The 21354-nt window shown below is 61.9% G+C and carries 26 protein-coding genes; 14 read left to right on the top strand and 12 right to left on the bottom strand.

Annotated features, from left to right (window positions below; translation table 11 throughout):
• The first annotated feature begins 23 nt into the window (after positions 1-23).
• Both KBA48_RS01110 and KBA48_RS01105 read left to right on the top strand, forming a co-directional pair.
• Positions 24-1373 carry an HlyD family type I secretion periplasmic adaptor subunit gene (locus KBA48_RS01110; RefSeq protein ID WP_292902920.1) on the top strand — a complete coding sequence of 450 codons (1350 nt, stop codon included), beginning with the start codon at positions 24-26 and terminating at the stop codon, positions 1371-1373.
• Positions 1374-1390: 17 nt separating this feature from the next.
• Positions 1391-1825 carry a hypothetical protein gene (locus KBA48_RS01105; protein ID WP_292902919.1) on the top strand — a complete coding sequence of 145 codons (435 nt, stop codon included), beginning with the start codon at positions 1391-1393 and terminating at the stop codon, positions 1823-1825.
• A 235-nt stretch (positions 1826-2060) separates the two neighbouring features.
• Here KBA48_RS01105 and KBA48_RS01100 read toward each other — a convergent pair whose 3' ends face one another.
• From KBA48_RS01100 to KBA48_RS01090, 3 genes are all read right to left on the bottom strand, one after another.
• Positions 2061-3017 (bottom strand): DUF1080 domain-containing protein, encoded by a 957-nt coding sequence (locus KBA48_RS01100; protein ID WP_292902918.1) that lies wholly within the window; start codon positions 3015-3017, stop codon positions 2061-2063.
• A gap of 83 nt (positions 3018-3100) precedes the next feature.
• Positions 3101-3562, bottom strand: a complete 462-nt coding sequence (locus KBA48_RS01095; protein WP_292902917.1) for a GNAT family N-acetyltransferase — start codon at positions 3560-3562, stop codon at positions 3101-3103.
• Entirely contained in the window at positions 3559-4305 is a 747-nt protein-coding gene (locus KBA48_RS01090; RefSeq protein WP_292902915.1) for an NAD-dependent deacylase, read from the bottom strand. Before KBA48_RS01090 ends, KBA48_RS01095 begins: the two co-directional genes overlap by 4 nt.
• Positions 4306-4435: 130 nt before the next feature.
• Here KBA48_RS01090 and KBA48_RS01085 point away from each other — a divergent pair, with 130 nt between their 5' ends.
• Positions 4436-4900, top strand: coding sequence for a low molecular weight protein-tyrosine-phosphatase (locus tag KBA48_RS01085; RefSeq protein WP_292902913.1), 465 nt, complete (start codon positions 4436-4438; stop codon positions 4898-4900).
• Here the strand turns inward: KBA48_RS01085 and KBA48_RS01080 are convergent.
• Positions 4887-5720 (bottom strand): LytTR family DNA-binding domain-containing protein, encoded by an 834-nt coding sequence (locus KBA48_RS01080; RefSeq protein WP_292902911.1) that lies wholly within the window; start codon positions 5718-5720, stop codon positions 4887-4889. The two genes, KBA48_RS01085 and KBA48_RS01080, sit on opposite strands and share 14 nt — an antisense overlap.
• 125 nt (positions 5721-5845) lie before the next feature.
• On the opposite strand from KBA48_RS01080, the gene KBA48_RS01075 reads away from it, so the two are divergent.
• The 3 genes from KBA48_RS01075 (at position 5846) to mutS (ending at position 10431) form a co-directional block, all read left to right on the top strand.
• Entirely contained in the window at positions 5846-7027 is a 1182-nt protein-coding gene (locus tag KBA48_RS01075; RefSeq protein ID WP_292902909.1) for an acyltransferase family protein, read from the top strand.
• Between the two features lie 71 nt (positions 7028-7098).
• A complete protein-coding gene (locus KBA48_RS01070) occupies positions 7099-7659 on the top strand; it encodes a PAS domain-containing protein (RefSeq protein WP_292902907.1) in 561 nt (186 codons plus the stop codon).
• A 105-nt stretch (positions 7660-7764) separates the two neighbouring features.
• Positions 7765-10431, top strand: coding sequence for a DNA mismatch repair protein MutS (mutS, locus tag KBA48_RS01065; protein WP_292903134.1), 2667 nt, complete (start codon positions 7765-7767; stop codon positions 10429-10431).
• Between the two features lie 63 nt (positions 10432-10494).
• Here mutS and KBA48_RS01060 read toward each other — a convergent pair whose 3' ends face one another.
• Positions 10495-10929, bottom strand: a complete 435-nt coding sequence (locus KBA48_RS01060; RefSeq protein WP_292902906.1) for a hypothetical protein — start codon at positions 10927-10929, stop codon at positions 10495-10497.
• A gap of 217 nt (positions 10930-11146) precedes the next feature.
• Between KBA48_RS01060 and KBA48_RS01055 the strand changes: the two genes are divergently transcribed.
• From KBA48_RS01055 to KBA48_RS01045, 3 genes are all read left to right on the top strand, one after another.
• Positions 11147-12238 carry an HlyD family secretion protein gene (locus tag KBA48_RS01055; RefSeq protein ID WP_292902904.1) on the top strand — a complete coding sequence of 364 codons (1092 nt, stop codon included), beginning with the start codon at positions 11147-11149 and terminating at the stop codon, positions 12236-12238.
• A complete protein-coding gene (locus KBA48_RS01050; protein WP_292902902.1) occupies positions 12235-13830 on the top strand; it encodes a DHA2 family efflux MFS transporter permease subunit in 1596 nt (531 codons plus the stop codon). Before KBA48_RS01055 ends, KBA48_RS01050 begins: the two co-directional genes overlap by 4 nt.
• A 128-nt stretch (positions 13831-13958) precedes the next feature.
• Positions 13959-14612 carry a TetR/AcrR family transcriptional regulator gene (locus tag KBA48_RS01045; protein WP_292902900.1) on the top strand — a complete coding sequence of 218 codons (654 nt, stop codon included), beginning with the start codon at positions 13959-13961 and terminating at the stop codon, positions 14610-14612.
• Positions 14613-14667: 55 nt separating this feature from the next.
• On the opposite strand, the gene KBA48_RS01040 is transcribed toward KBA48_RS01045, so the two are convergent.
• The 3 genes from KBA48_RS01040 to KBA48_RS01030 all read right to left on the bottom strand — a co-directional run bounded on the left by KBA48_RS01040 (position 14668) and on the right by KBA48_RS01030 (position 15729).
• Positions 14668-15072, bottom strand: coding sequence for a MarR family transcriptional regulator (locus tag KBA48_RS01040; protein WP_292902898.1), 405 nt, complete (start codon positions 15070-15072; stop codon positions 14668-14670).
• A 149-nt stretch (positions 15073-15221) separates the two neighbouring features.
• Positions 15222-15395, bottom strand: coding sequence for a hypothetical protein (locus KBA48_RS01035; RefSeq protein ID WP_292902896.1), 174 nt, complete (start codon positions 15393-15395; stop codon positions 15222-15224).
• A gap of 40 nt (positions 15396-15435) precedes the next feature.
• Positions 15436-15729, bottom strand: coding sequence for a hypothetical protein (locus KBA48_RS01030; RefSeq protein ID WP_292902894.1), 294 nt, complete (start codon positions 15727-15729; stop codon positions 15436-15438).
• Positions 15730-15902: 173 nt separating this feature from the next.
• Between KBA48_RS01030 and KBA48_RS01025 the strand changes: the two genes are divergently transcribed.
• Positions 15903-16538, top strand: a complete 636-nt coding sequence (locus KBA48_RS01025) for a hypothetical protein (RefSeq protein WP_292902892.1) — start codon at positions 15903-15905, stop codon at positions 16536-16538.
• Here KBA48_RS01025 and KBA48_RS32985 read toward each other — a convergent pair whose 3' ends face one another.
• Together KBA48_RS32985 and KBA48_RS01020 are read right to left on the bottom strand one after the other, a co-directional pair.
• The gene (locus KBA48_RS32985; protein ID WP_367273801.1) at positions 16539-16697 is read right to left on the bottom strand and encodes a DUF6471 domain-containing protein; all 159 of its coding nucleotides are present in this window, start codon (positions 16695-16697) and stop codon (positions 16539-16541) included.
• A gap of 622 nt (positions 16698-17319) precedes the next feature.
• On the bottom strand, positions 17320-17550 hold the full coding sequence (locus KBA48_RS01020; RefSeq protein ID WP_292902890.1) for a DUF6471 domain-containing protein: 231 nt from the start codon (positions 17548-17550) through the stop codon (positions 17320-17322).
• A gap of 112 nt (positions 17551-17662) precedes the next feature.
• On the opposite strand from KBA48_RS01020, the gene KBA48_RS01015 reads away from it, so the two are divergent.
• The gene (locus tag KBA48_RS01015; RefSeq protein WP_292903132.1) at positions 17663-18640 is read left to right on the top strand and encodes an IS1595 family transposase; all 978 of its coding nucleotides are present in this window, start codon (positions 17663-17665) and stop codon (positions 18638-18640) included.
• A gap of 15 nt (positions 18641-18655) precedes the next feature.
• On the opposite strand, the gene KBA48_RS01010 is transcribed toward KBA48_RS01015, so the two are convergent.
• Positions 18656-19390, bottom strand: coding sequence for a hypothetical protein (locus tag KBA48_RS01010; protein WP_292902888.1), 735 nt, complete (start codon positions 19388-19390; stop codon positions 18656-18658).
• Between KBA48_RS01010 and KBA48_RS01005 the strand changes: the two genes are divergently transcribed.
• Complete coding sequence (locus KBA48_RS01005; protein WP_292902886.1) at positions 19389-19622, top strand: hypothetical protein; 234 nt, start codon at positions 19389-19391, stop codon at positions 19620-19622. The genes KBA48_RS01010 and KBA48_RS01005 overlap by 2 nt on opposite strands.
• Positions 19623-19672: 50 nt before the next feature.
• Here KBA48_RS01005 and KBA48_RS01000 read toward each other — a convergent pair whose 3' ends face one another.
• Positions 19673-19819 carry a hypothetical protein gene (locus KBA48_RS01000; protein ID WP_292902884.1) on the bottom strand — a complete coding sequence of 49 codons (147 nt, stop codon included), beginning with the start codon at positions 19817-19819 and terminating at the stop codon, positions 19673-19675.
• Between the two features lie 398 nt (positions 19820-20217).
• Between KBA48_RS01000 and KBA48_RS32980 the strand changes: the two genes are divergently transcribed.
• Both KBA48_RS32980 and KBA48_RS00995 read left to right on the top strand, forming a co-directional pair.
• Positions 20218-20343, top strand: coding sequence for a DUF6471 domain-containing protein (locus KBA48_RS32980; RefSeq protein ID WP_367273800.1), 126 nt, complete (start codon positions 20218-20220; stop codon positions 20341-20343).
• Positions 20295-21167, top strand: a complete 873-nt coding sequence (locus tag KBA48_RS00995; protein WP_292902882.1) for a hypothetical protein — start codon at positions 20295-20297, stop codon at positions 21165-21167. Before KBA48_RS32980 ends, KBA48_RS00995 begins: the two co-directional genes overlap by 49 nt.
• Positions 21168-21354: the final 187 nt, after the last annotated feature.

The following is a 21354-nucleotide window of genomic DNA, read 5'->3' as shown; positions in this document are numbered from 1 at the left end:
ACCATCGTTGAAAGTTTTTGAAAATGATGAAGCTTCTGACCACCCAGAAGGCATTGCCGGCCCTGCCGGCAGGTGCCGATGTGCCGGCGGTTCCCACCGATGAGATGCCGGTTGTCCGCTCGGGCCTTATATTGATCGGCCTGGCCTTTGGCGCCCTTATTCTCTGGTCTGTGCTGGCACCCATCGCCAAGGGCGTCGTGGCGCCGGGCCTTGTGGCCGCCGACAGCAACCGCAAGACGATTCAGCATCTGGAAGGCGGCATCGTCGCCGAAATCCTGGTGCGCGATGGCAGTGAGGTGAAGGCCGGCGACACGCTGCTGCGCCTGGACGGCGTCACCTCCCAGGCGCAGCGCGACGTCCTGTATGGTCAGTTCCTGACCGCCAAGGCGCAGGAGGCCCGCTTCATCGCCGAGCGTGACGGGCAGAAAGACATCACTTTCCCCACGGAGCTGCAGGGGGCGGGTGAAAATGGCCGTAATTCCTTCATCCGTGCGACGGAACAGGAAGTGTTCAAGTCCCGTCGTGAGGCCTTGAGCGGTCAGCTTTCCATCTATGAGCAGCGGATCAAGCAGCTTGACGAACAAAGCAAGGGTCTGGCGGCACAGGTTGCGGCCAATACCCAGCAGATCACCCTGATCGATGGTGAGTTGGAAGGTCTCCAGCAACTGTACGAAAAGGGCTATGCCTCCAAGACCCGTCTGCTGGAGCTTCAGCGCCGCCGGGCCGAACTGGATGGCGACCGGGGCAATTACGAGGCGGAGATCGCCCGCAGCAAGGTTGCCGTCGGCGAAGCGCGATTGCAGATCCTGCAGGTCCGCAAGACCTTTGAGGAGGATGTGGCCAAGGGCCTGTCCGAGGCCCAGGCCCGTGTGTTCGACCTTCAGGATCGGCTGACCAGCGCCACCGACGTTTTGCAGCGTCGTGACGTCAAGGCTACCACCGACGGTGTCATCGTCAATTCCCGTGTCCATACCGTGGGCGGTGTTGTTCGTCCCGGCGATCCGCTGATGGAACTGGTGCCCAGCAATGACGATCTGCTGATCGAAGCGATGGTGTCGCCGCTGGATATCGACGTGGCCAATGTCGGGATGGAAGCGGAAGTCCGCTTCTCTTCCCTGTCCACCCGCCATATCCCCGTTTTGACGGGGACGGTGGAGACTGTGGCGGCTGACGCCACCACCAACCAGCAGGGCGGGCGCTACTATATCGCCCGTGTGCGCGTCTCGAAGGACCAGTTGGCGTTGCTGGGGGGGCAGAAGCTGATCTCCGGCATGCCGGCGGAAGTGCTGATCAAGGCCGGTGAACGCAGCATCGTCGAATATATGATGCGTCCGCTGACCGACAGCTTCTTCAAGGCGTTCAAGGAAACCTGACAAGGGAGGGACGGAGCATGATCCCGGCACAGGGCGGCTCCGGCCTCATCTGGCGCATACAGGCGGCCCCGCGGGATCTCTCGCGGGGCCTTGCCGCGTGTGAACTGCCGGTCAATTGTCTGGTGGTCCCGGAGGCGACCTGGACCGGTATGGTGCCCGACGCGGCCTATGTCGAATGCCCGACATTCTTTCTGGAGGACAAGGCCGGATTCGTGGCGCTGCTGGCCTTCTTCGTGATCAATGCCTTGCAGTTCCGCCTTTATGCCCGCGCGCCGGCGGGGGAGGCGGACGGGTTACTGATGGCCTATCCGCGGCTGGATGATGCGACGATGCAGATGCTCCGGCATTTCGACGCGCGCTCGGCCCAGCAGATCAGCGTGCTGTGGCAACGGCTGGAGGCTTTTCTGGGCCGCATTGCTCTGCCGGGACCGGATCGGCCGGATTTGCTGTGATGCCGGCCTCCAGCCGGCTTTGTTATGCCAATCTTCCTTGATCGCGACCGATCCAGGAAGATTGCGTGTTGCCTCAGACGCCCGGCGCCGCCATCCGGCGGCTTGGCTTACGGCACCACGCGGTGCCGGGCCGGCAGTCGCCGGCCTCCAATCTGCCAAGGGTCAAATCCTCGGCAGATTGGTATGATACCATCGGTCAAATTCTTGACCGATGGTAATGCTGCGTCCGCCGGTATTATTGCGCGCTGATTTTCGGAAGCCTTGTGATGGGTTCCAGCGTGATGCGGCGGAAAAAGGTTTCTGCCCCTTCCGATTGGAACTGGATATGGCCGCGTGTCAGGGGCGTGCGTGAACCGTCCGCCTGCAGGATGGACAGGTCGCGCAGTTCCATGACCGGAACCCCGTTCACGACATGGATGGACCTGTCCCCCAGGACATAGAGGTCCAGCACGTTCCATTCACCAACCGGCCGTTCGGCATCGGTGGCGGCCTCGACATTCCAGGCCGGGGCCTCCACCGTGACGGGACGGCCGCCGACCATGAAGCGGCGCTGCGGGTCGATCAGGGAACGGTCGCGCGCGGCGTCGGTCACCGGCTTCACCATGGTGCCGACGGGCACCACCATGCCGGTCGATCCCCGCATGATCTCGAACTCCACCGATGGCATCCAGGTGCCGTAGACCGTGCCCGGCGTGACGAAGGAATGGTAGAGCAGGCCGTTATTTTCCGGCAGGTCCAGGCGCGGCGCATGGCGCTTGCCGCTCCATTTGAATTCCAGCCGCAGGTGATAGTCACTGAAGCTGCCGCGATGGACGATGGAACCCCAGGTGGTGCCATCCACGCGCAGGGTCGGCTCCCCTTCCAGCGTCACCAGGGTGAACATCGGGTCGCCGCCGGGCCGCGCCCCAATGGGCTTGGCCGTCTTGTTGATATAGGTGACGGCAGGGTCCGGATAGCCCAGCCAGATATCCCAGTCCGACAGGTCGCGGCCGTTCAGCAGATGGACGGCCGGCCCGGTGGCGGCGGGAATATCGGTCAGCACCAGGCGCTGTGGCCGGTAGTCCGGGTCACCGGCCAGAATGGCTTCCAGCTTCGGGTCCGGCTCTGCGGCACCAGCGTCCATACCGCCCGTCATCAACAACAGCAAAGCCGTCGCCAGCCCCAGACCCACCCGCCGCGTCCTGTCCTTCATGCTGTCCCTCCCATTATTGATAGCGCTGTCAATTTTGACCGCACTATGGACCAGTCGAAGGCGGGTGGGAAGGGGCGTCGGGATCAAAGCTTTTTCTCCATAAAAATGCTGGCATCGCCGCCGCAGGGATAATCCCCGAAGGCACCGCAATCGGTGAAGCCCAGCCGGCGGTAAAGCCCCACCGCCTCGCGCTGGAGAGTGCCGGTTTCCAGCTTCAGCAGTCCCAACCCCTCGGCGCGGGCCTGCTGTTCCAGCCCGGCCATGATGGAACTGGCGATGCCGCGCCCGCGATGGATGGGGTCGACATACATGCGCTTGATCTCCCCATAGCCCGACGGGTCGATGCGCAGGGCGCCGCAGCCGACGGCCCGGCCATCGCGGCGGGCCAGCAGGAACCGGATGTCCGGTGCCTTGAGCTGTTCGGGGTCCAGCAGGTGGTTATCCTCCGGCTGGTATAATTGCCCCAGATAATGGTCCAGGGCGGCGATCAGGGCGCGGGCGTCGGGCGCCGTCGGATCGGACGGTATAACGGTGATGTTGTTCATCGGACCTCCTTCAGCAGAAAATCGACCAGGGCGGGGACGGTGTGGGTGGCAGGACCATAAAGCCCGCCATCGAACCGCCCACCCGTTTCCTCCATATTGATTTCCAGGGTGATGGCCCCATGAGCCCGCGCCTCGGCCGCGAAGCCCGCGGCGGGGTAGACGGTGCCCGAGGTGCCGATGGCGATGAACAGGCCGGCATCGGCCAGGGCCTCCCCGATCTCTTCCATGAATAACGGCATTTCCCCGAACCAGACGATATGCGGCCGCAGGCTTCCCCCCGCGCCGCAATCGGGACAGGTCGCGCCCGTTTCCAGATCGCCCGTGAAGCGGGTGATGCGGTCGCAGGCGGTGCAGCGGATCTTCAGCAACGCGCCATGCATGGGCAGCAATCGGGATGATCCCGCCCGGTCATGCAGGTCATCGACATTCTGCGTGACCAGAAGAAAGGGACCGCGCCAGCCGTTTTCCAGCCGCACCAGGGCGTCATGCGCCGCGTTGGGGCCAACCGACGGGTCCAGCACGGCGCGGCGCCGGGCATTGTAGAAACCCTGGACCCGCGCAGGGTCGCGGGCAAAGGCCTGGGGCGTCGCCACCTCCTCCAGCCGGACCTGAGCCCAGATGCCGTCGGCGTCGCGGAACGTGTGCAGCCCCGATTCCCGGCTGATCCCGGCGCCGGTCAGCACGACCAGGCCGGCATCGGGCCGTAATCCCTGCAAAAGGCGTTTCAGATGCGCATCAACCATGGGGGAACCCGACGGCGGAAAGGTGGGAGAGCCGGGCCGCAGGGTGGCATGGGGTCGGGGCAGGGGACAAGGGGGTCCCGTCCTGCTATGAAATCTTCATCGATCCTGCAACCAACCGTCCCATACCGCCATGCGCTCCGTGCTGTTCGTCTGTACCGGCAATATCTGTCGCTCCCCCACCGCCGATGGGGTTTTCCGCAAGCTGGTGGAAGATGCCGGCCTGGATGTGCTGGTCGATAGTGCGGGGACCCATGGATACCATATCGGGGACGGGCCGGACCCGCGCACCGTCCGCGCCGCCCGCACCCGTGGATACGACCTGTCGCGTTTACGGGCGCGCAAGCTGGTGGTTGCGGATTTCGAGCGGTTCGACCTGATCCTGGCCATGGATCGCGGTCATCTGGAGATCATGCGCCGTCTGGCGCCACCGGGCTCGGCGGCGCGGCTGGCCCTGTTCAGCGACTTCGCCCCCGCCCCCTGGCGCGGCCGCGACGTGCCCGACCCCTATTATGGCGGGGCCGAGGGGTTTGTGGAGGTGCTGGACATGGTGGAGGCCGGTGCGCGCGCCCTGCTGGCGCAGGTCACGACGATTTGAGCGTTTCCAGCGCGTCGGGGAAACGGCGCGACAGGGGGACGGTGGTACCGTCCGTCAGGGTCAGGGCGTAATCGCCGGAACCTTCCGGCGCCAGTGTCCGCACATGGGTGCGGTTGACCAGCCAGGACCGGTGGGTGCGCAGCAAGCCATGCGCCGACAAGGCCTCTGTCACCTGGGTCAGGGTGGCGCGCATCAGCGGGCGCTTGCCATCGGCCAGCACGAATTCCACATAATTGCCGGCCGATCGGGCCGCCATGATCTCCGTCACGGCCACGCGCCACAGGCGGGACCCGTCGCGGATATCGAACAGGGCCGGGCTGTCCGCCGGGGAAGCGGGCATCGGGGCCGCGGGGGCGGGCCCGGCGGGTGCGGCAGCGGCAGGTGGCGCGCGGCCATGGCCGAACAGCAGATAGACCAGACAGACCAGCAGATAGGTCATCATGTCCTTCCGCCCCTCATAGATCAGGACGGGAATGGACAGGTTGAACCGGTAATCCAGGTCCAGCAGCATCGTGGTGCCGTTGCGCAGCAGGGCCATGCCCACGCTGTGCAACAGGCTGAACACCATGATGGCGGGCAGGTGCAGGGCCCACACCCGGCCCCAGGGCGGGGCCAGGGGGGCGCGCCCCAGGACCCAGCCCGGTATCCAGCACAGGCACAGGATGGCGATGGCGCTGCTGAATTCCGTCAGCGCGGGCAGCCAGACGGGCCAGCCATGCCGTCGTTCATCCCAGGCGGAGAACATGTTGACCGTCGCGAACAGCAGGGTCAGCGGCACCAGGGCCAGATAGGGGCGCCAGCCGCCCATGCCGTTCGTCACGGGACGCGCGCCGTTCGTCCCGGCCGCGTCACGGCCGGTTCCATCCGTCCCCGTCCCCTTGGCGGCACGCGGGCGCCAGGGCCAGAAGCGGGGGCCGGCAGCCGTTTCCCGATCCCGAGATGAAGATGATGACGACGACAAGCCCTGTTCCACCCGTTCCTTCCGCCAACGGCCAGCGTCTGCCTTTCCTGGACTGGGTCCGGGTGGGCGCCTTTGGCCTGCTGATCCTTTATCATGTCGGCATGTTCTATGTGACCTGGGACTGGCATGTGAAGAGCCGGCATGTGGGTCATACGATAGAGCCGCTGATGTGGCTGTCCAACCCCTGGCGCCTGTCGCTGCTGTTCCTGATTTCCGGCGTGGCCACCCGTTTCATGGCCGATCGCATGGGGCCGGGGGAACTGGCACGCTCGCGCCTGGGGCGCCTGGGCCTGCCGCTGCTGTTTGTCATGGCCGTGCTGGTCGTGCCCCAGCCCTATTTCGAGGTGGTTGAAAAGATCAATTACGCCGATGGGTTCCTGGCCTTCTATGGCCGTTACCTGTCCTTTGATCAAAGCTTCTGCCGTGGGGATGATTGCCTGATCCTGCCCACCTGGAACCATATGTGGTTCGTGGCCTATCTGCTGGTCTATACGGGCCTGCTGGCGGGCTTTTTGATGCTGGGCGGCGGGCGTTTCCTGCTGCTTCTGGGTCAGGGGGTCTGGACGCGGGTCCCTTGGGCCGTCCTGCTGCTGCCCATGCTGGTGCTGGTCCTGCTGCGCCTGACCCTGATCGACCGGTTCCCCGTGACCCATAATCTGGTCTGGGACTGGTACAATCACGCCGTCAGCTTCGGGGTTTTCCTGCTGGGCTATGCCATCGCGCGCAATGTTGCCCTGTTCGACCTTCTGTCGGCGAAGCGCTGGACCAGCCTGCTGATCGCACTGGCCGCCTGGGCGTTCTATGCCTGGTACGGCTCCACCTACTGGCGTGATGGCGCCCCCGATCCGGCGCCGCTGCTGCATATCGCATCCCGCGTGGCCTATGGTGTGCAGCAATGGGCCATGATCCTGGCCGTGCTGGGTTTTGCCCGCCGGCATCTGAACCGCTCCACGCCCTTGTTACGCTATCTGTCGGTCGGGGTTTTTCCCTTCTATATCATCCACCAGACTTTGATCGTGGTGATCGGCCATTCTCTGACGCCGTTGGACCTGCCGGTTGCTGCCGAGTCGCTGTTGATCATCGCCCTGACCGTGGCCGGTTGCTTTGCCACCTATGAGCTGGCGCGGCGGGTGCGCGTCCTGCAGCCGCTGCTGGGGGTCAGATAAGGCTTTCTTTACGTCTGACGGCGTAGGCTGGTGCCGGCCGGTGATCCGCCGGCACCAGTTCGGGGTGGGATGTGAGTGGTGTCGCCTATATGCCCGACATGGCCATGACCGGCATCGACGCGGTTTCCGATCCGCGCCTGCGGGGCCTTGTCGATTATTGGGCGGTGCTGCGCGGCGCCGACCGCCTGGCGCCCGACCGTCATCATCTGGACCCGGCGCAGATCCAGCATCTGCTGCCTTGGATCATGCTGCTGGACGTGTTGGCGGATGATTACCGGTACCGGCTGGTGGGCACGGGATTGGACGGGTTGTTCGGCCGCGCCCTGACGGGGACCACCCTGCGCCAGTCCTGGCCCGCGCATCTGGGCGACCATTGGCGCCATTGGATGGACCGGGCCAGCCGGCAGGCCTGCCCCGTGGCCACAACGGCCGTACTGAACACGCGGCGTGGCCGGTTGCGCCTGGATGCCGTCATCCTGCCCTTGTCGAACCAGCCCGATCGTGTCGACATGCTGCTGTGCGGGGCGTCAGGATCGTCCATGCGCCGCCAGTCCAGCCCCCTTCTGCGCCCCACGGATGAGGTGGTGGCCGATGAACTGGTCAGTTTCGAGGCGTCGGTACTGACGCTTTGAGGCGCGGCACCGCCGGTGCTAGGGTGCCGCGATCCTTCCGGCAGCCCTGTGACCGACCCCGTGACCGACAACAGCAGCACCCGCACCGACAGCCCCGTTTCGCCCATGATGGCGCAGTATCTGGAGATCAAGCGTCAGCATCCCGGGTCGCTGCTGTTCTACCGGATGGGGGATTTCTACGAGCTGTTCTTCGACGACGCGGTGCAGGCCGCTGGCGCGCTGGACATCACCCTGACACGGCGCGGCCAGCATCAGGGGGAGGATATCCCCATGTGCGGCGTGCCCGTCCATTCCCATGAACAATATCTGTCCCGCCTGATCCGGTCGGGTTTCCGCGTCGCCATCTGCGAACAGACCGAGGACCCGGCGGAGGCCAAGAAGCGCGGCAGCAAATCCGTGGTCCGGCGTGACGTGGTGCGTGTCGTCACCCCCGGCACCATCACGGAAGACGGGCTGCTGGATGCCAAATCCAACAATTACCTGGCCGCCCTGGCCGAGGCGGGGGGAGAGGGCGGCCTTGCCTGGCTGGACCTGTCCACGGGGGAGTTGACCCTGTGCCCCGTGGAGCGCGCCAACCTTCCGTCGGTCCTGGCCCGCCTGTCGCCGGGGGAATTGCTGCTGCCCGACCGGTTGAGCCAGACAGAGGAACTGTCGCCGCTCTGGGATGAATGGCGCTCGCGCCTGACCATCCAGCCCAATGCGCGCTTTGACAGCGAGAATGGGCGCAAGCGTCTTTTGTCGCTGTACAATGTCGGCACCCTGGATGCCTTCGGCAGCTTCACCCGGGCGGAGGTAGCGGCGGCCGGCGCCCTGGTCGATTATGTGGAACTGACACAAAAGGGCCGCCTGCCCCGGTTCGACGTGCCGCGCCGTCTGGCCGCCGGTCAGGTGATGGAGATCGACCCCGCCACCCGCCGCAATCTGGAACTGACCCGCACCCTGACCGGGGACCGCAAGGGCAGCCTGCTGGCCGCCATCGATCGCACCGTGACGGGGGCGGGGGCGCGTCTGCTGGCCGGGCGCCTGTCGGCCCCGCTGACCGATCCGGCGCGTATCGACCGCCGCCTGGACATGGTGGCCTATCTGGCCGGTGAGACGGCGATGCGTATCGATATCCGCGAGGAATTGCGCCGCACGCCCGATGTGGAACGGGCTCTCACGCGTCTGACGCTGGATCGGGGCAGCCCACGCGATCTGGCCGCCGTGCGCGACGCGCTGGAACGCGCCGTGTCCCTGCGCGGGCGCCTGGCCTATGGCGCCGGCGGCATCGCCCCGCCGCTGCCGGTGGGTCTGGTCCGGGTGGTGGACGGGCTTGGCGGCGGGCAGGGGGCGGACCACGAGGCGCTGATCGGCCTGTTGTCGCGGGCGCTGGGCGCCGATCTGCCGCTGCTGGCGCGCGATGGCGGGTTCGTGGCCGCCGGTTATTCGGCGCCGCTGGATGAATTGCGGGCGCTGCGCGACGACAGCCGGCGCCATATCGCCAACCTGCAGGCGCAATATGTGGATGCCACGGGCATCGCGTCCCTGAAGATCCGGCACAATAATGTGCTGGGCTATTATATCGAGGTGACGGCCGTCCATGCCGACAAGCTGATGTCGGAGAAGCATCGCGCCGATTTTATCCATCGCCAGACCATGGCGGGCGCCGTGCGCTTCACCACCGTGGCCCTGTCGGAACTGGAGCGTAAGGTGGCGGAGGCGGGCGACCGGTCGCTGGCCCTGGAACTGGAGATTTTCGGGCAGTTGGTGGCGGCCGTCATCGCCGTGGCCAACCCCATCGCCACCACCGCGCGGGCGCTGGCCACGCTGGACGTGACGGCGGCGCTGGCCGATCTGGCCGTCGATGCCGGCTGGTGCCGCCCGGAAATGGCCAATGACCTGTCCTTCGATGTGCATGGCGGTCGCCACCCCGTGGTCGAACAGGCGCTGACCGAACAGGGTGGCGGGCCGTTCGTGGCCAATGATTGCGACCTGTCGCCCGGACAGCGCCTGTGGCTGCTGACCGGTCCCAACATGGCCGGTAAATCGACCTTCCTGCGCCAGAACGCCCTGATCGCCGTCCTGGCGCAGATGGGCAGCTATGTCCCCGCCCGGTCGGCCCGCATCGGGACCGTGGACAAGCTGTTCAGCCGCGTGGGGGCGGCCGACGATCTGGCGCGTGGCCGTTCCACCTTCATGGTGGAGATGGTGGAGACGGCCACCATCCTGAACCAGGCCACCCGCCATTCCCTGGTGATCCTGGACGAGATCGGGCGCGGTACCGCCACCTTCGACGGCCTGTCCATCGCCTGGGCCTGTGTTGAGCATCTGCATGAGATGGCCCGCTGTCGCGGCCTGTTCGCCACGCATTACCATGAACTGACGGCCCTGTCGGGCAAGCTGCCCGACCTGTCCTGTCACACGATGCGCATCAAGGAATGGAAGGGCGACGTCATCTTCCTGCATGAGGTGGCGGCGGGGGCGGCCGACCGGTCCTATGGCATCCATGTCGCGCGGTTGGCGGGCCTGCCGCCCGCTGTCATTTCGCGTGCGGAACAGGTGTTGCAAATCCTGGAGAATGGCGACCAGGCCAGTGCCGCCAGCCGGCTTGCCGATGACCTGCCCCTGTTCGCGGCCATGGCCCAGAAGCCGGCCCCGCGACAGGTTGTTTCGGAACCGGAACCATCGATCGTCGAAGCGGAACTGCGTGGGATCAACCCGGATGAGCTGACCCCGCGTGAGGCGCTGGACGCCCTGTACCGGCTGCGCGGCATGCTGGGTCAGAGGGCGTAAGGTTCATATGGAGCAGGGTCGGCCGTGCCCCGGCCGTCTTCCCCCGCGAAGGGGCAGGGAACATCAGCCCGTCAGGAAACTGACGATCAGCACATCCTCAATAACGGGCTGACCGATGATGGTGTTGGCCAGGTCGCGCACATGCTGTTTGACGGCCTGCAGGTCGTTCGGCCCCGCCTTGCGGGTCAGGTTGGGGTCCTCGGGCAATTGTTCGGTCAGCAATCCCACGATGCGGGGCATATAATCGTTCACCAGGGCCGATTCCACCGGCAGCTTCTCTGTGCGGCGGACCACCAGCCGCATGACGATGCGGATGAAGGCGAATTTTTCCCGCCCCGGCAGCAGCAGCGGCGGGATATTGATGAAGCGCAGCTTCGGATCATCCAGGATCGGGTCGCCCCCTTCTTCCGCCAGCGCAGGCAAGCACAGCAAGGTGGCGGCCAAACCGCCTGCGCCCAGTCGTAGCAACGCCCGGCGTTGTTGATCCGCGCCCGTCATACCCATGCCCCGTGATGCCCCACATCGCGGGCAGTAGAACGCCAATCCCCGGCAACAGGCAAGCGCCTGCATGTGACCATGCGGGTAGGGCATGACAGGTTTCAATATTATGGAACTATCCAGTCCATTAATTGCATTGACCGTCAGGCGGACAGGGCGCACCTTCATCACAAAACTGGACTACCCAGTTCCGTAATTGCCAGCCGAGACCATACCCATGAACAGAAAGATCGCCCTGACCCTCGCCGTGCCGCTGCTGCTTGCCGGTACCTATGGTGGCTGGCACTGGTGGTCGGTGTCCCGGTTTCAGCAGACGACGGACAATGCCTATATCGAGGCTGACATTACGATGATCAGCCCGCGTGTCGAAGGCCATGTCGCTGCGGTGGAGGTGGTGGAAAACCAGATGGTGCAGGCGGGTGAGGTGCTGGTACGCCTGGACGATCGCGACCTGCGGGCCAAGGTTGACCAGGCGCGTGCCCGCCGGGACTCCGCCGCGGCATCCATCGCCAATATCGACAGCCGCCTGACCCTGGAAGCCGCCCTGATCCGGCAGGCGGAGGCCAATGTCGCCGCCGCCCAGGCCGAGCAGCGCCGCGCCGGGGCCGATGCCCAGCGCTATACCGCGCTGGCCAAGAGCGAATTTGCCAGCCAGCAGAAACTGTCCACCACCCAGGCGGATGCACAGAAGGCCGGTGCCGCCCTGGCCAAGGCGCTGGCCGCCGTGACGGCGGAACGCGACCAGTTGTCGGTCCTGTCGACCGAGCGGACAAAGGCGCTGGCCGCGCTGGAGGAAGCCGGGGCCGCGCTGGAACTGGCGCAGAACGACCTGGATAAGAGCGTGATCCGCGCGCCCATCGCCGGTGTGGTCGGCAGCTCCGGCGCGCGCGTGGGGCAGTTCGTGAAGGCCGGATCGCAGCTCATGTCCCTGGTGCCCGTCCAGGACGCCTATGTCACCGCGAATTTCAAGGAAACCCAGATCGGGCACCTGCGCGTGGGCCAGCCGGTGGAACTGTCCATCGATGCCTATCCGGGGCAGGTGGTGACGGGCCGGATCGACAGCCTGTCCCCGGCATCGGGCGCGCAATTCAGCCTGCTGCCGCCGGAAAACGCCACCGGCAATTTCACCAAGATCGTGCAGCGCGTGCCGGTGCGCATCGCCCTGCCCAAGGAGGGGCCGCTGGCCGGTCGCCTGCGCCCCGGCCTGTCGGTGGAGGTCAGTGTTGATACCCGCAATGGCGGCCGTGATCTGATCGGCATTGCCAAGGCCGATACCGGTATTCCCCAGCAGGTGGCGGTGCGGCCATGAGTGCCGCCGCTACCCTGGACGCCGCCCCGGCCCCGCCGCCATCCGTCACGGCCGGCATATCAAAGCGGACCCTGGTCGGCTTTGTCGCCATGGTCTTCGGCATGTTCATGGCCATCCTGGATATCCAGATCGTGGCCAGCAGCCTGCGCCAGATCCAGGCGGGCGTGGCGGCCAGCGCCGATGAGATCGTCTGGGTCCAGACCAGCTATCTGATCGCCGAAGTGGTGATGATCCCGCTCTCGGGATATCTGACGCGGCTTCTGTCCACACGTGTGTTGTTCACCGTGGCGGCGCTGGGCTTCACCCTGACCAGCATGCTCTGCGCCCAGTCCTCTTCCCTGGATGAACTGGTCCTGTGGCGCACTTTGCAGGGCTTCATCGGCGGCGGCATGATCCCGACCGTCTTCGCGACCAGCTTCACCGCCTTCCCGCCGGCCCGGCGCGGACCGGTGACGGTGGTGATCGGGCTGGTGGCGACGCTGGGCCCGACGGTGGGGCCCACGCTGGGCGGCTTCCTGACGGAACAGTTCTCCTGGCACTGGCTGTTCATGATCAATCTGGTGCCGGGCCTGGCGGTGGCCACCATCGTCTGGAACTGCATCGATATCGACAAGCCGAACTTTTCCCTGCTGAAGGGCATCGACCTGCCCGGCATCGCGCTGATGGCCCTGTTCCTGGCCAGCCTGGATTATGTGATCGAGGAAGGGGCCCGGGAACAATGGTTCCAGGATGCGACGATCCGCAATTTTGCCCTGCTGGCACTGGTGGCCGGGATCGGCTTCTTCTGGCGTGTCCTGACCTATGACAAGCCCATCGTCGACCTGAAGGCCCTGCGCAATGTGAACTTCGCCATGGGCTCGATCTATGGCTTCATCATCGGCATCGGGCTCTATGGCTCGGTCTATATGCTGCCGCTCTATCTGGGGCAGGTGCGCGGGCTGAACGCACAGCAGATCGGGTCCACCATGGTGGTGACGGGCATCTGCCAGTTCCTGTCGTCGCCCATCGCCGGCATGCTGTCGTCCAAGATGGATGTGCGCAAGGTGCTGGCCATCGGTTTCACCCTGCTGGCCACCAGTTTCTATATCTCCGTCCCCGTCACCGCCGACTGGCAGTTCGACCAGTTGCTGGTGCCGCAGATGATCCGTGGCGCGGGCTTGATGTTCTGCATCATCCCCATTACGTCGCTGGCCATGGGCACGCTGCCGGCGCATCAGGTGCCCAACGCGTCGGGCCTGTTCAACCTGATGCGCAATCTGGGCGGTGCCTTCGGGCTGGCCGGTATCAACACCCTGATCACGGAGCGTATGGCCCTGCATGGCCGGGTGCTTTATGACTGGATCGATCCGACAAGGGTTGAGGTGCAGAACTATCTCGCTCAGGTCGGAAGCCGGGTGGCCGACGCCACGGGTGCCGATCCGGCCACGGCCGGGCTGCCCCTGCTGGCCGCCACGATCCAGAAACAGGCGACGGTGATGACCTTCTCCGACCTGTTCCTGGCCATGGGGGTGGTCTTTACCCTGGCGTTGCTGACCCTGCCCTTCGTCAAGCGGCCCGTCATGCGCGGAGCCGCGGATCTGGGCGGGCATTGATATCAATGCCAATAGATTCCGGCATGTCGGAATTTATTGGCTTCGGCGGCACGGACCGCCGCCGCGCCGGTCGGCGCGGATACCAGGGGTCAAGACGTTGACCTCTGGTATGGGAAGTCGAGGAGAGGATGATGTCGGTAAGCGTGATGGCGGATGACACAAGAGAAGGACGCCGGGGCGCCGGACGGCCGCTGGACATGGCCAAGCGCGACGCCATCCTGGACGCCGCCGAAACCGTCTTCGCTGAGGAGGGCTATGCGGCCAGCATGGACCGGGTGGCGGAGATGGCCGGCGTCTCCAAACAGACCATCTACAAGCATTTCGCCGCCAAGGACCGGTTGTTCGATGCCATGGTGGTGCGCCGGTCGGAACGGATGACGGAGCCCGTCACCATGGCCGATCCCGCCCGCCCCGTGGCGGAGGTGATGACCAATGTGGGCCAGCGTTTCCTGGATCTGATGGCTGGCGGGCAGTTGAACTGCCTGCTGCGCACCCTGCTATCGGCCGGCACGGGGACGGAGATGGCCCGGCACTTCTATCAGACGGGTCCCGCCGTCTCGCTGGGCCGGATCGCCGCCTATCTGAAGCGCCAGCATGATGAGGGGCGGCTCAGCGTGCCGGACCCGATGCTGGCCGCCGAGCATTTTTTCGGCCTGCTGAACGGTCATGTGCAGTTGCGCGGCCTGTTGGGCGTTCTGCCCCCGATGGGGGAGGATGAACGCCGCGCCCGGGTGGACGCGGCCGTCCGGGTTTTCCTGGCGGCGTATCAGCGCGGCGTCTGACCATCCGGCTATACATGGCGCCAGACGCCGGCGGCTGGCCGCCCCCGATTGCGGATCAGGCGGTGCGGCGCAGGGTGGGGCGGTTATGGGGCTGGATCAGCTCTGATAGCTGTGCTGCCAGTTCGCGGCCCTTGTCGGTCAGGGTGATGATCTTGCGGCGGCGTTCGCGCGGATCTTCCTCCGCCTGCACCAGATCATGGCCCGCCTTGCCGAAGCTGTGCCACTTCGACAAGGCGGCCACGTTGCGGGACGCGGACGATTGGGCGATGCCCAGACGCTCCGACAGGTCACGGATCGACAGGCCTTCATTCTGCGCGATGGTCAGGAATGACAGCGCATATTGGATGGGCAGGTCGGGGTCCAGTGTACGGAGCGCTTCCAGCACGCGGACCAGTGGGTCCAGCGTTTCAGGATGCCATGCGGCGGTCCCTGGATTGGTAGGCATCATGGTGACGGCCATCGTTTGTGGGTCCCCTGGCCACCGGGCGCCAACGGCCCGGCGTATAAATCACATGGAGGCGGCCAAGCCAGATCAGGGTTTCGCCATTCTCGCGCCGGACTTCGCAGCCGCGCGTGCGTGGGGCGTCCCGATGGGGCCGCGCGGTAAGTTCAAAGAAGAATTTCGGGCCGCTGCCCAACGACATGAAGAAGCTCATCTCTGCCCTCGATTGTTCGGAAGATCGTTTGTTGATTGAGAGGGATTTGTCGTGCGGTCATTACAAAACCGGACCCGCGCAGGCCGTGCCCACGCTTGGTACCGGTACGATTGAACAAATTATCCATGGAAAATTTCTCCTCTTGGCTGGGGGGTGGCAGGAAGGGTTCAGAGGGATTTATCGCTCAAGGACGGGAAGGTTGCAACGAACAATCTGTCCCTGTATTCCGTCAGTTCCGATATCGGATGAATTCGAAACGAAAAAGGCCGGCGGTGATGGCGGGCCACCCCCTCCAGCGTGTCGCGGGTCTGCATATCCAGTTCGCGCAGGATCACATCCGGCAGATCGGGATAGGGTGGCGGAATACGGGCCAGACGGCCCAACAGATCAAGAAAGCGCATGACACGGGTCCTTTGGATGATTTGGCGATAAATCATCCGATATAGGATATATTCCGTCAATGCGCGTCCGGCGCGGATCAGGGCACACCGGCCTTATGGCGCAAACGCCACCAGCCCCGCAAACCGGCGGGGAGGCGTGATATGAGCGCTGAATCCGCTATTTACGCCGGTCGCCTTCTGGCACTATCGCACCTATGCACAGTGGCGAACTATGGAAATGGATCAGACGTGGAATGGCCGCAATCTGCGCCGCCATTGCGCTTGATCTTATTACTACGTTCTTTGTCGAATTGGCCAAGGTACACGGTATTTATGATAACCCCTCCAAGCGCCTGGAGGGTGTGATGAGTTGGATCGCACCAATCACCGAAGCCTCATGGTATCCATGGGTAGCCGGTATGGCGATAGGCTTTACTATCGGGATTTGGCTGGTTTCGTCCAGATACCTAATGTGGAGGGAGCAGAAAGAGATAGCGGAAAAAGCTATTTCAGAAAAGAATCGTATAATTCATGAGTGGAAGTTTTCAAAAGAAAGACTTGATGCTTCCAAAAAAATAAGATTATCATTGTCATCAATGATAAATAATGCACTTGGAGCCAAAAATTCACATGAATATATTGATTCACTTCAAGAAAATGAATGTGGAATAGAGTTGGCGATTATAAATGACAAAGAATTAAAGGTTATTTTTAATAAACTACCACCAAAGCTTCTGAAGCTTTGGGAAGAATCCATAAAATTTCGTTCCGGTGGCATGGAGAAAAGTGCATTTGTTTACGGGGAAGCGCTTAAGGCCGTAAATGTAGATCGCATACGGATTGAGCAGATTTGCGATCAGATAATCTCTGAATGTTCCGGCCACCAGTAGTCATCCTAAACCCTTATCGTCGCGCACCCTATGGTCTTCATCGTCGCCAGCATGAATGCATGCCGTGAACCCACCACGGCTGATCTTGTTCTTAATGTTCAGTTCTGTCTCTTGGATTCCGATGGCCTGGAGGTTTTCCGTGAGATCGCCGCAGCCCAGGCCATCGGCGGCATACCTGACTGATTAAATTCTCATGGCTATGATCGCCATGCGATGTCATATGGACGCGCCATTACAAATAGCCATTTGAATCAATGTCTTAGGAAGTACTTCATAAATCACAATAAGATAAAAATAAACAAAGTCTGTATTTTCTTGTTTGATGCGGGATTACTTTGCAAGACATGCGAATCATTGAAGAATCGTTCCCCATCAGTTATTCATTGCAGATGATGCTGTCCAAAGACGACGGCCCAGGGACTCCTACATCCCTGGGCCGTCTAATTGGATGGCCCCTAAGCGGTGGCCTAGAACCCCACACGCTGAGGACAGGGCTGCACACACAGCCGAACTGCTCCACCATTCCACGGTGGGCAGTATCAGCGAATCCGTGCGCAGAATCAAGGGGTTCTTCATCATGTGGAGAACAACTATGGTTAGCGTTTCTGCATATCGGCGTCGTAGGTATGGGCGGATTGAACATGTGCGAAAGCATTTCCGCCGATATCCAAGATCACGCTGAGATATCCATAGGTTGGCATAAGGGCTGGCTACTGCGGCCATGATTGCCTTGACATAATCCGCAACTCGATATGCCGGACCAACACGAGGTGTGGTCCGGCTATTCGGATTGTAGATGCAGGCTCTTGCACCCAAGAACATCAAGGCATTGGACAAGGAAAACCGCTGAGAACTTGCCGCGCGCTACCTTGTTCCGAAGGTTAACGACCGTATCAGGCGCGCCAACGGCAGCAAGCCTGGATGCTAATTCCTCATATGTCACGCCGCGCCTCGTCATCTCGGCGCGCAACATCCGCTTCACTTCATCGGCCCATTCTTCTTCGGTCTTCATGATACCCTCTAATATGTTACGGACATCATCATACGCGATACTTTTGCAATTGACAATGATGTGTAGTGTCATCATATTCGTTACGTGAGTAACGCAAACGATGGTGTCAGCGGTGTCTCAACACTTCCTCCTTTCCAGCGCCGCACGGACGATCAGCCTGAAGGCTGTGATGTCCCTGACGGACGCGGATGCGTGGAAGGTGTTTCAGCGCATCCGCTGGCCGGAGACGGATGGCGCTCCTGTGTGCCCGAAATGCGGCCATGATCGCTGCTATGACGTGACGCGCGGTGCGACTCCGCGCTTCCGTTGTGCTGCTTGCCGGAAGGATTTCAGCCCGACCAGCGGGACCCTGTTCGCGTATCACAAGCTGTCGATCCGCGACTATCTGGCCGCCGTCGTGTTGTTCGTGAATGCCGTGAAGGGCATCAGCGCGTTGCAGATGGGCCGTGATCTGGACGTGTCGTACAAGGCCGCCTGGGTGCTGTGCCACAAGATGCGGGAGGCCATGGCGTCAGAAATGAAGGGCGCTGTGATCGGCGGTGAGGGCAAGACCGTTGAAGTGGACGGCATGTACACGGGTGGACACATCCGCCCTGAGAACCGCAAGGAAGACCGGGTTGACCGTCGTTTGGCCGCTAACCAGAACGGCAAGCGCAAGGTCGTGGTCGCGATCCGCGAGCGCGATGGCCGCACCGTCACCGCCGTGTTCCCCAGCGAAGATGCGTCGGTTGACTTCATCAAAGGCCGCGTCGCTAAGGGCACTGTCGTTCACACCGACGAAGCCGCGACGTGGGAGAGCCTGCGCACCAAGTTCCGCGTCAAGCAGGTCAACCACAGCATCGCGTACAGCCACGACGACGCTTGCACCAACATGGCCGAGAGCTTCTTTTCCCGCATGCGCCGCGCCGAATGGGGCCAGCATCACAAGATCAGCGACGTGTACCTGAACCGCTATGCCGCCGAGATGGGGTTCCGCGAAGATCATCGCCGCCAGCCCAACGGCAGCCTGTTCAACCGCGTCGTTGGGCTAGTGACGAAGAATGCGCCGTCCGTGGACTTCACGGGCCGGTGGCAGCGGAAGGCGGCTTAATCAGGAAATTCAGTTTCAATGCCAATCTGGCCCGTCATAATCATCCGGTGGTTCAATAGAGTCCCAGCGTGCAGCGATTTCCAAGCACGACTCAGAAACTTTAGCTCTGAACCTTGAATGCGCGGCGCTGGCCTTAACAATTTCGCCAGCGGCAAGGTCAACTGCCATACACAAGCGTGGCAGCGGCTCCATTTGACCACCTTCTAGCGCCCATAGCATCATGCCAGTTATCGCTGAAAGTCGGGCTTTCATTGAGCCGCGATCTGCCGCGAACGCATATAGAAGAACAACTCCACCGCTGTTGCTTACATCACCAACTTCTGCCGAAATCATCGCATCTAGCGTTACTTTTAGACGCACGCCGTTCTGAGAAAATGCCAAAGACGTCGGGGCTGGAGCAATCTGCATTCCACGGAATGAGCTTGGCCGTATCGTCTCAATGAATGCTCGCACGGCTCTTTCGCAACGCAAAGCTTCGTCTTTTGCATTGCCGGTTTCGCGGCGCGCCCTAGCCGCCATTCTTTCGGCGAGTTCCAAAACAGCAGGCTGATCAAATGATGGCTTCGACAACGCCGCCTTAAGGGTCTGGCGTATTTGAGAATACGCTGAAATCTCGATTTTTTTAGGGAACTTTGCCGCGCGAATGACCTTTGTCCGCTGCGGCGCTCCGTCAGTGGTAAGATATTCAGAAATATGATTCACTGTAAACACAGGCGTCTTGTTGAAGCCGAAGTTGGAGGAGATGCCCATGGAAGATATCGCCCTTGTGGCCAAGCTGGCTTCTGGAGATACAGTATATGTGTCTCCACTTCATGACCAAACCTATCACGAGCATATTGAGGATGACAATCTCGGAGGCCCTGGCGGTTACTTCATCAGCGTAGAAAGGGGCAAGAAATTTGAGATTCTGGCTAAAGCCGCCGATCTGGAAGCCGCGCGCGCGCTCTTTGGAATACTTGTGCAGGCCGGACGATTGGCCTAAATGATTTTTTGGCTTTAAGCTCAAGAATCGGCGGCAATTAAAGGGTGCGCCTACTCATCCGCAATCCGCCACCCATCCACCCCATCCTGAACCAGCCCCCGCTTCCGCAGGGACCGCAGGCCGCCCAGCACCACCAGCATGTGCCGTCGCATGGCGTCATCGCCCCTGTCGTCCACACACAGGCGATCCATCATCATTCCGGCTATCTCGGCTGATGACACGGGCTCTGGTGCGTCTCTCAGCGCGTCAAGGATGAAGGCCGTGACATTGAAGTCTCTTGCCACGCGGGGGCGCTTCTCCACAGGACGTATCGTCTCGGGTGCATGCCGGTAGCCAAGCATGACAAGGCAGCGGTCCACGGCCTGAATATCAGACTGTAAAGCCGCCAGTTGCCTGCGAAGCTTTGCGACCTCGCCGGACAACTCGCCGCGCTTACGCACCAGACCATGAAGAACGGGAGACATTGCCATGCGGTAAAACTACCAAAATGGCTGATTCGCTGGTATCTTGGCGTGGTGGCGTTTGCGCCATAATACCGGGGCACACTGAAACGCCGGAGCCTTAGCTCCGCGATCCAGCAGAAAAGCTCGCGGTCATCGGAATCCGCGAGACAGAAATAAAAATCAAGGACAATATCTTTAATGGCAAATTTACAGAGGTGTTCTTTATCCAATGTCTACGAGTCATAAACTGCTCTGTTTTGCGATTGTCGGATGCCTAGCACTCCTAAGTGTTTTGGCTCATTTCGCTCATGGTGATATGAATAACCCCATACACAATATAGGCAATGAACAGACACACAGTAGTCAAGAGCCTTTGAGCATAGATAATCGCGTTTGGCGGCCTACATTTCCGGCGCATGAGCCTATAAAAAGTGATTATGACACTACTCCATGTAAGCCTAACGAGGATAACCGCTGGTCCGATCTTTGTGCCCAGTGGAAGGCGGCGGATGCAGCGTATGAGTCCGCCCGGTGGACCCTTGCCGGTGTATGGATAGGCGGCGCGGGTTTGGTCGGAGTGCTTGCCACGGTGATATTTACCGGATTGGCTTTTCGTGCGGCCAAGGAGGCAAATAAAATTGCTTCTAATACCGCTGAGAAACAGCTTCGGGCCTACGTTCATGTTATGGATTCAGAAGTAAAGTATCCACCATCAGGTGGTTTCGTCGTGAATTTTAAAGTGATGAATCTTGGTCAGACGCCTGCAAGGAATATTAGAATGTTGTTGAGCAGCAGCGCTGGCAAATTAGGCTATCCGATACCTACAGGTAACAGACAGCCATCGCCTAAGCCTGGGCTTGCGCCACAGCAATTCTATTATGCGCCATATTTTGCGACCGGACCAGTTGCGGATATCGCCATGATGCTTGCTCGCCAAGAGGACTGGAGAGCTTACATTTATGGAATCATCGAATACTGCGATGTGTTCGGTAATGAAAGATACACCAAATTCCGATGCGCTGTCGATCATATCGACCATGCCGATGATGCTAACGCCAAAGTGGTGATACGTTGGTGCCCAGAAGGAAACGACGCCACGTAAGATGGTCGTGATGAGCTAATCATGGTTACTCTCCGCTCACGAAGCAAGTGGCCATTGCGCCATGCGCGCATTAAAAAGCCCCCGCCCGGTTACCCGGACGGGGGAGCAGGCTTGAACTGCCCGACGAAAGTCGCTGTGCCCTATGGGGCTTGGGATTACTTTGCGGCGATGGTGACGGTGACGGTGT

It is taken from the genome of Niveispirillum sp., assembly GCF_017996735.1.
In the GTDB taxonomy this organism is placed as follows: Bacteria; Pseudomonadota; Alphaproteobacteria; order Azospirillales; family Azospirillaceae; genus Niveispirillum.
Note: the sequence above shows the minus strand (reverse complement) of the source record. Positions and strands in the feature narration are given on the sequence as shown.

Bases quoted from the DNA above. Each gene is read 5' to 3' on its own strand.
- KBA48_RS01085 (WP_292902913.1), top strand. From the start codon at position 4,436: ATGCGCTCCGTGCTGTTCGTCTGTACCGGCAATATCTGTCGCTCCCCC.
- KBA48_RS01035 (WP_292902896.1), bottom strand. From the start codon at position 15,395: ATGGATAATTTGTTCAATCGTACCGGTACCAAGCGTGGGCACGGCCTG.
- KBA48_RS01045 (WP_292902900.1), top strand. From the start codon at position 13,959: ATGATGTCGGTAAGCGTGATGGCGGATGACACAAGAGAAGGACGCCGG.
- KBA48_RS00995 (WP_292902882.1), top strand. From the start codon at position 20,295: ATGTCTACGAGTCATAAACTGCTCTGTTTTGCGATTGTCGGATGCCTA.
- KBA48_RS01095 (WP_292902917.1), bottom strand. From the start codon at position 3,562: ATGAACAACATCACCGTTATACCGTCCGATCCGACGGCGCCCGACGCC.
- KBA48_RS01025 (WP_292902892.1), top strand. From the start codon at position 15,903: ATGGCCGCAATCTGCGCCGCCATTGCGCTTGATCTTATTACTACGTTC.
- KBA48_RS01010 (WP_292902888.1), bottom strand. From the start codon at position 19,390: ATGGGCATCTCCTCCAACTTCGGCTTCAACAAGACGCCTGTGTTTACA.
- KBA48_RS01090 (WP_292902915.1), bottom strand. From the start codon at position 4,305: ATGGTTGATGCGCATCTGAAACGCCTTTTGCAGGGATTACGGCCCGAT.
- KBA48_RS01050 (WP_292902902.1), top strand. From the start codon at position 12,235: ATGAGTGCCGCCGCTACCCTGGACGCCGCCCCGGCCCCGCCGCCATCC.
- KBA48_RS01060 (WP_292902906.1), bottom strand. From the start codon at position 10,929: ATGACGGGCGCGGATCAACAACGCCGGGCGTTGCTACGACTGGGCGCA.
- KBA48_RS01100 (WP_292902918.1), bottom strand. From the start codon at position 3,017: ATGAAGGACAGGACGCGGCGGGTGGGTCTGGGGCTGGCGACGGCTTTG.
- KBA48_RS01105 (WP_292902919.1), top strand. From the start codon at position 1,391: ATGATCCCGGCACAGGGCGGCTCCGGCCTCATCTGGCGCATACAGGCG.
- mutS (WP_292903134.1), top strand. From the start codon at position 7,765: ATGATGGCGCAGTATCTGGAGATCAAGCGTCAGCATCCCGGGTCGCTG.
- KBA48_RS01000 (WP_292902884.1), bottom strand. From the start codon at position 19,819: ATGATGATGGATCGCCTGTGTGTGGACGACAGGGGCGATGACGCCATG.
- KBA48_RS01055 (WP_292902904.1), top strand. From the start codon at position 11,147: ATGAACAGAAAGATCGCCCTGACCCTCGCCGTGCCGCTGCTGCTTGCC.
- KBA48_RS01040 (WP_292902898.1), bottom strand. From the start codon at position 15,072: ATGGCCGTCACCATGATGCCTACCAATCCAGGGACCGCCGCATGGCAT.
- KBA48_RS01005 (WP_292902886.1), top strand. From the start codon at position 19,389: ATGGAAGATATCGCCCTTGTGGCCAAGCTGGCTTCTGGAGATACAGTA.
- KBA48_RS01110 (WP_292902920.1), top strand. From the start codon at position 24: ATGATGAAGCTTCTGACCACCCAGAAGGCATTGCCGGCCCTGCCGGCA.
- KBA48_RS01020 (WP_292902890.1), bottom strand. From the start codon at position 17,550: ATGAAGACCGAAGAAGAATGGGCCGATGAAGTGAAGCGGATGTTGCGC.
- KBA48_RS01075 (WP_292902909.1), top strand. From the start codon at position 5,846: ATGATGACGACGACAAGCCCTGTTCCACCCGTTCCTTCCGCCAACGGC.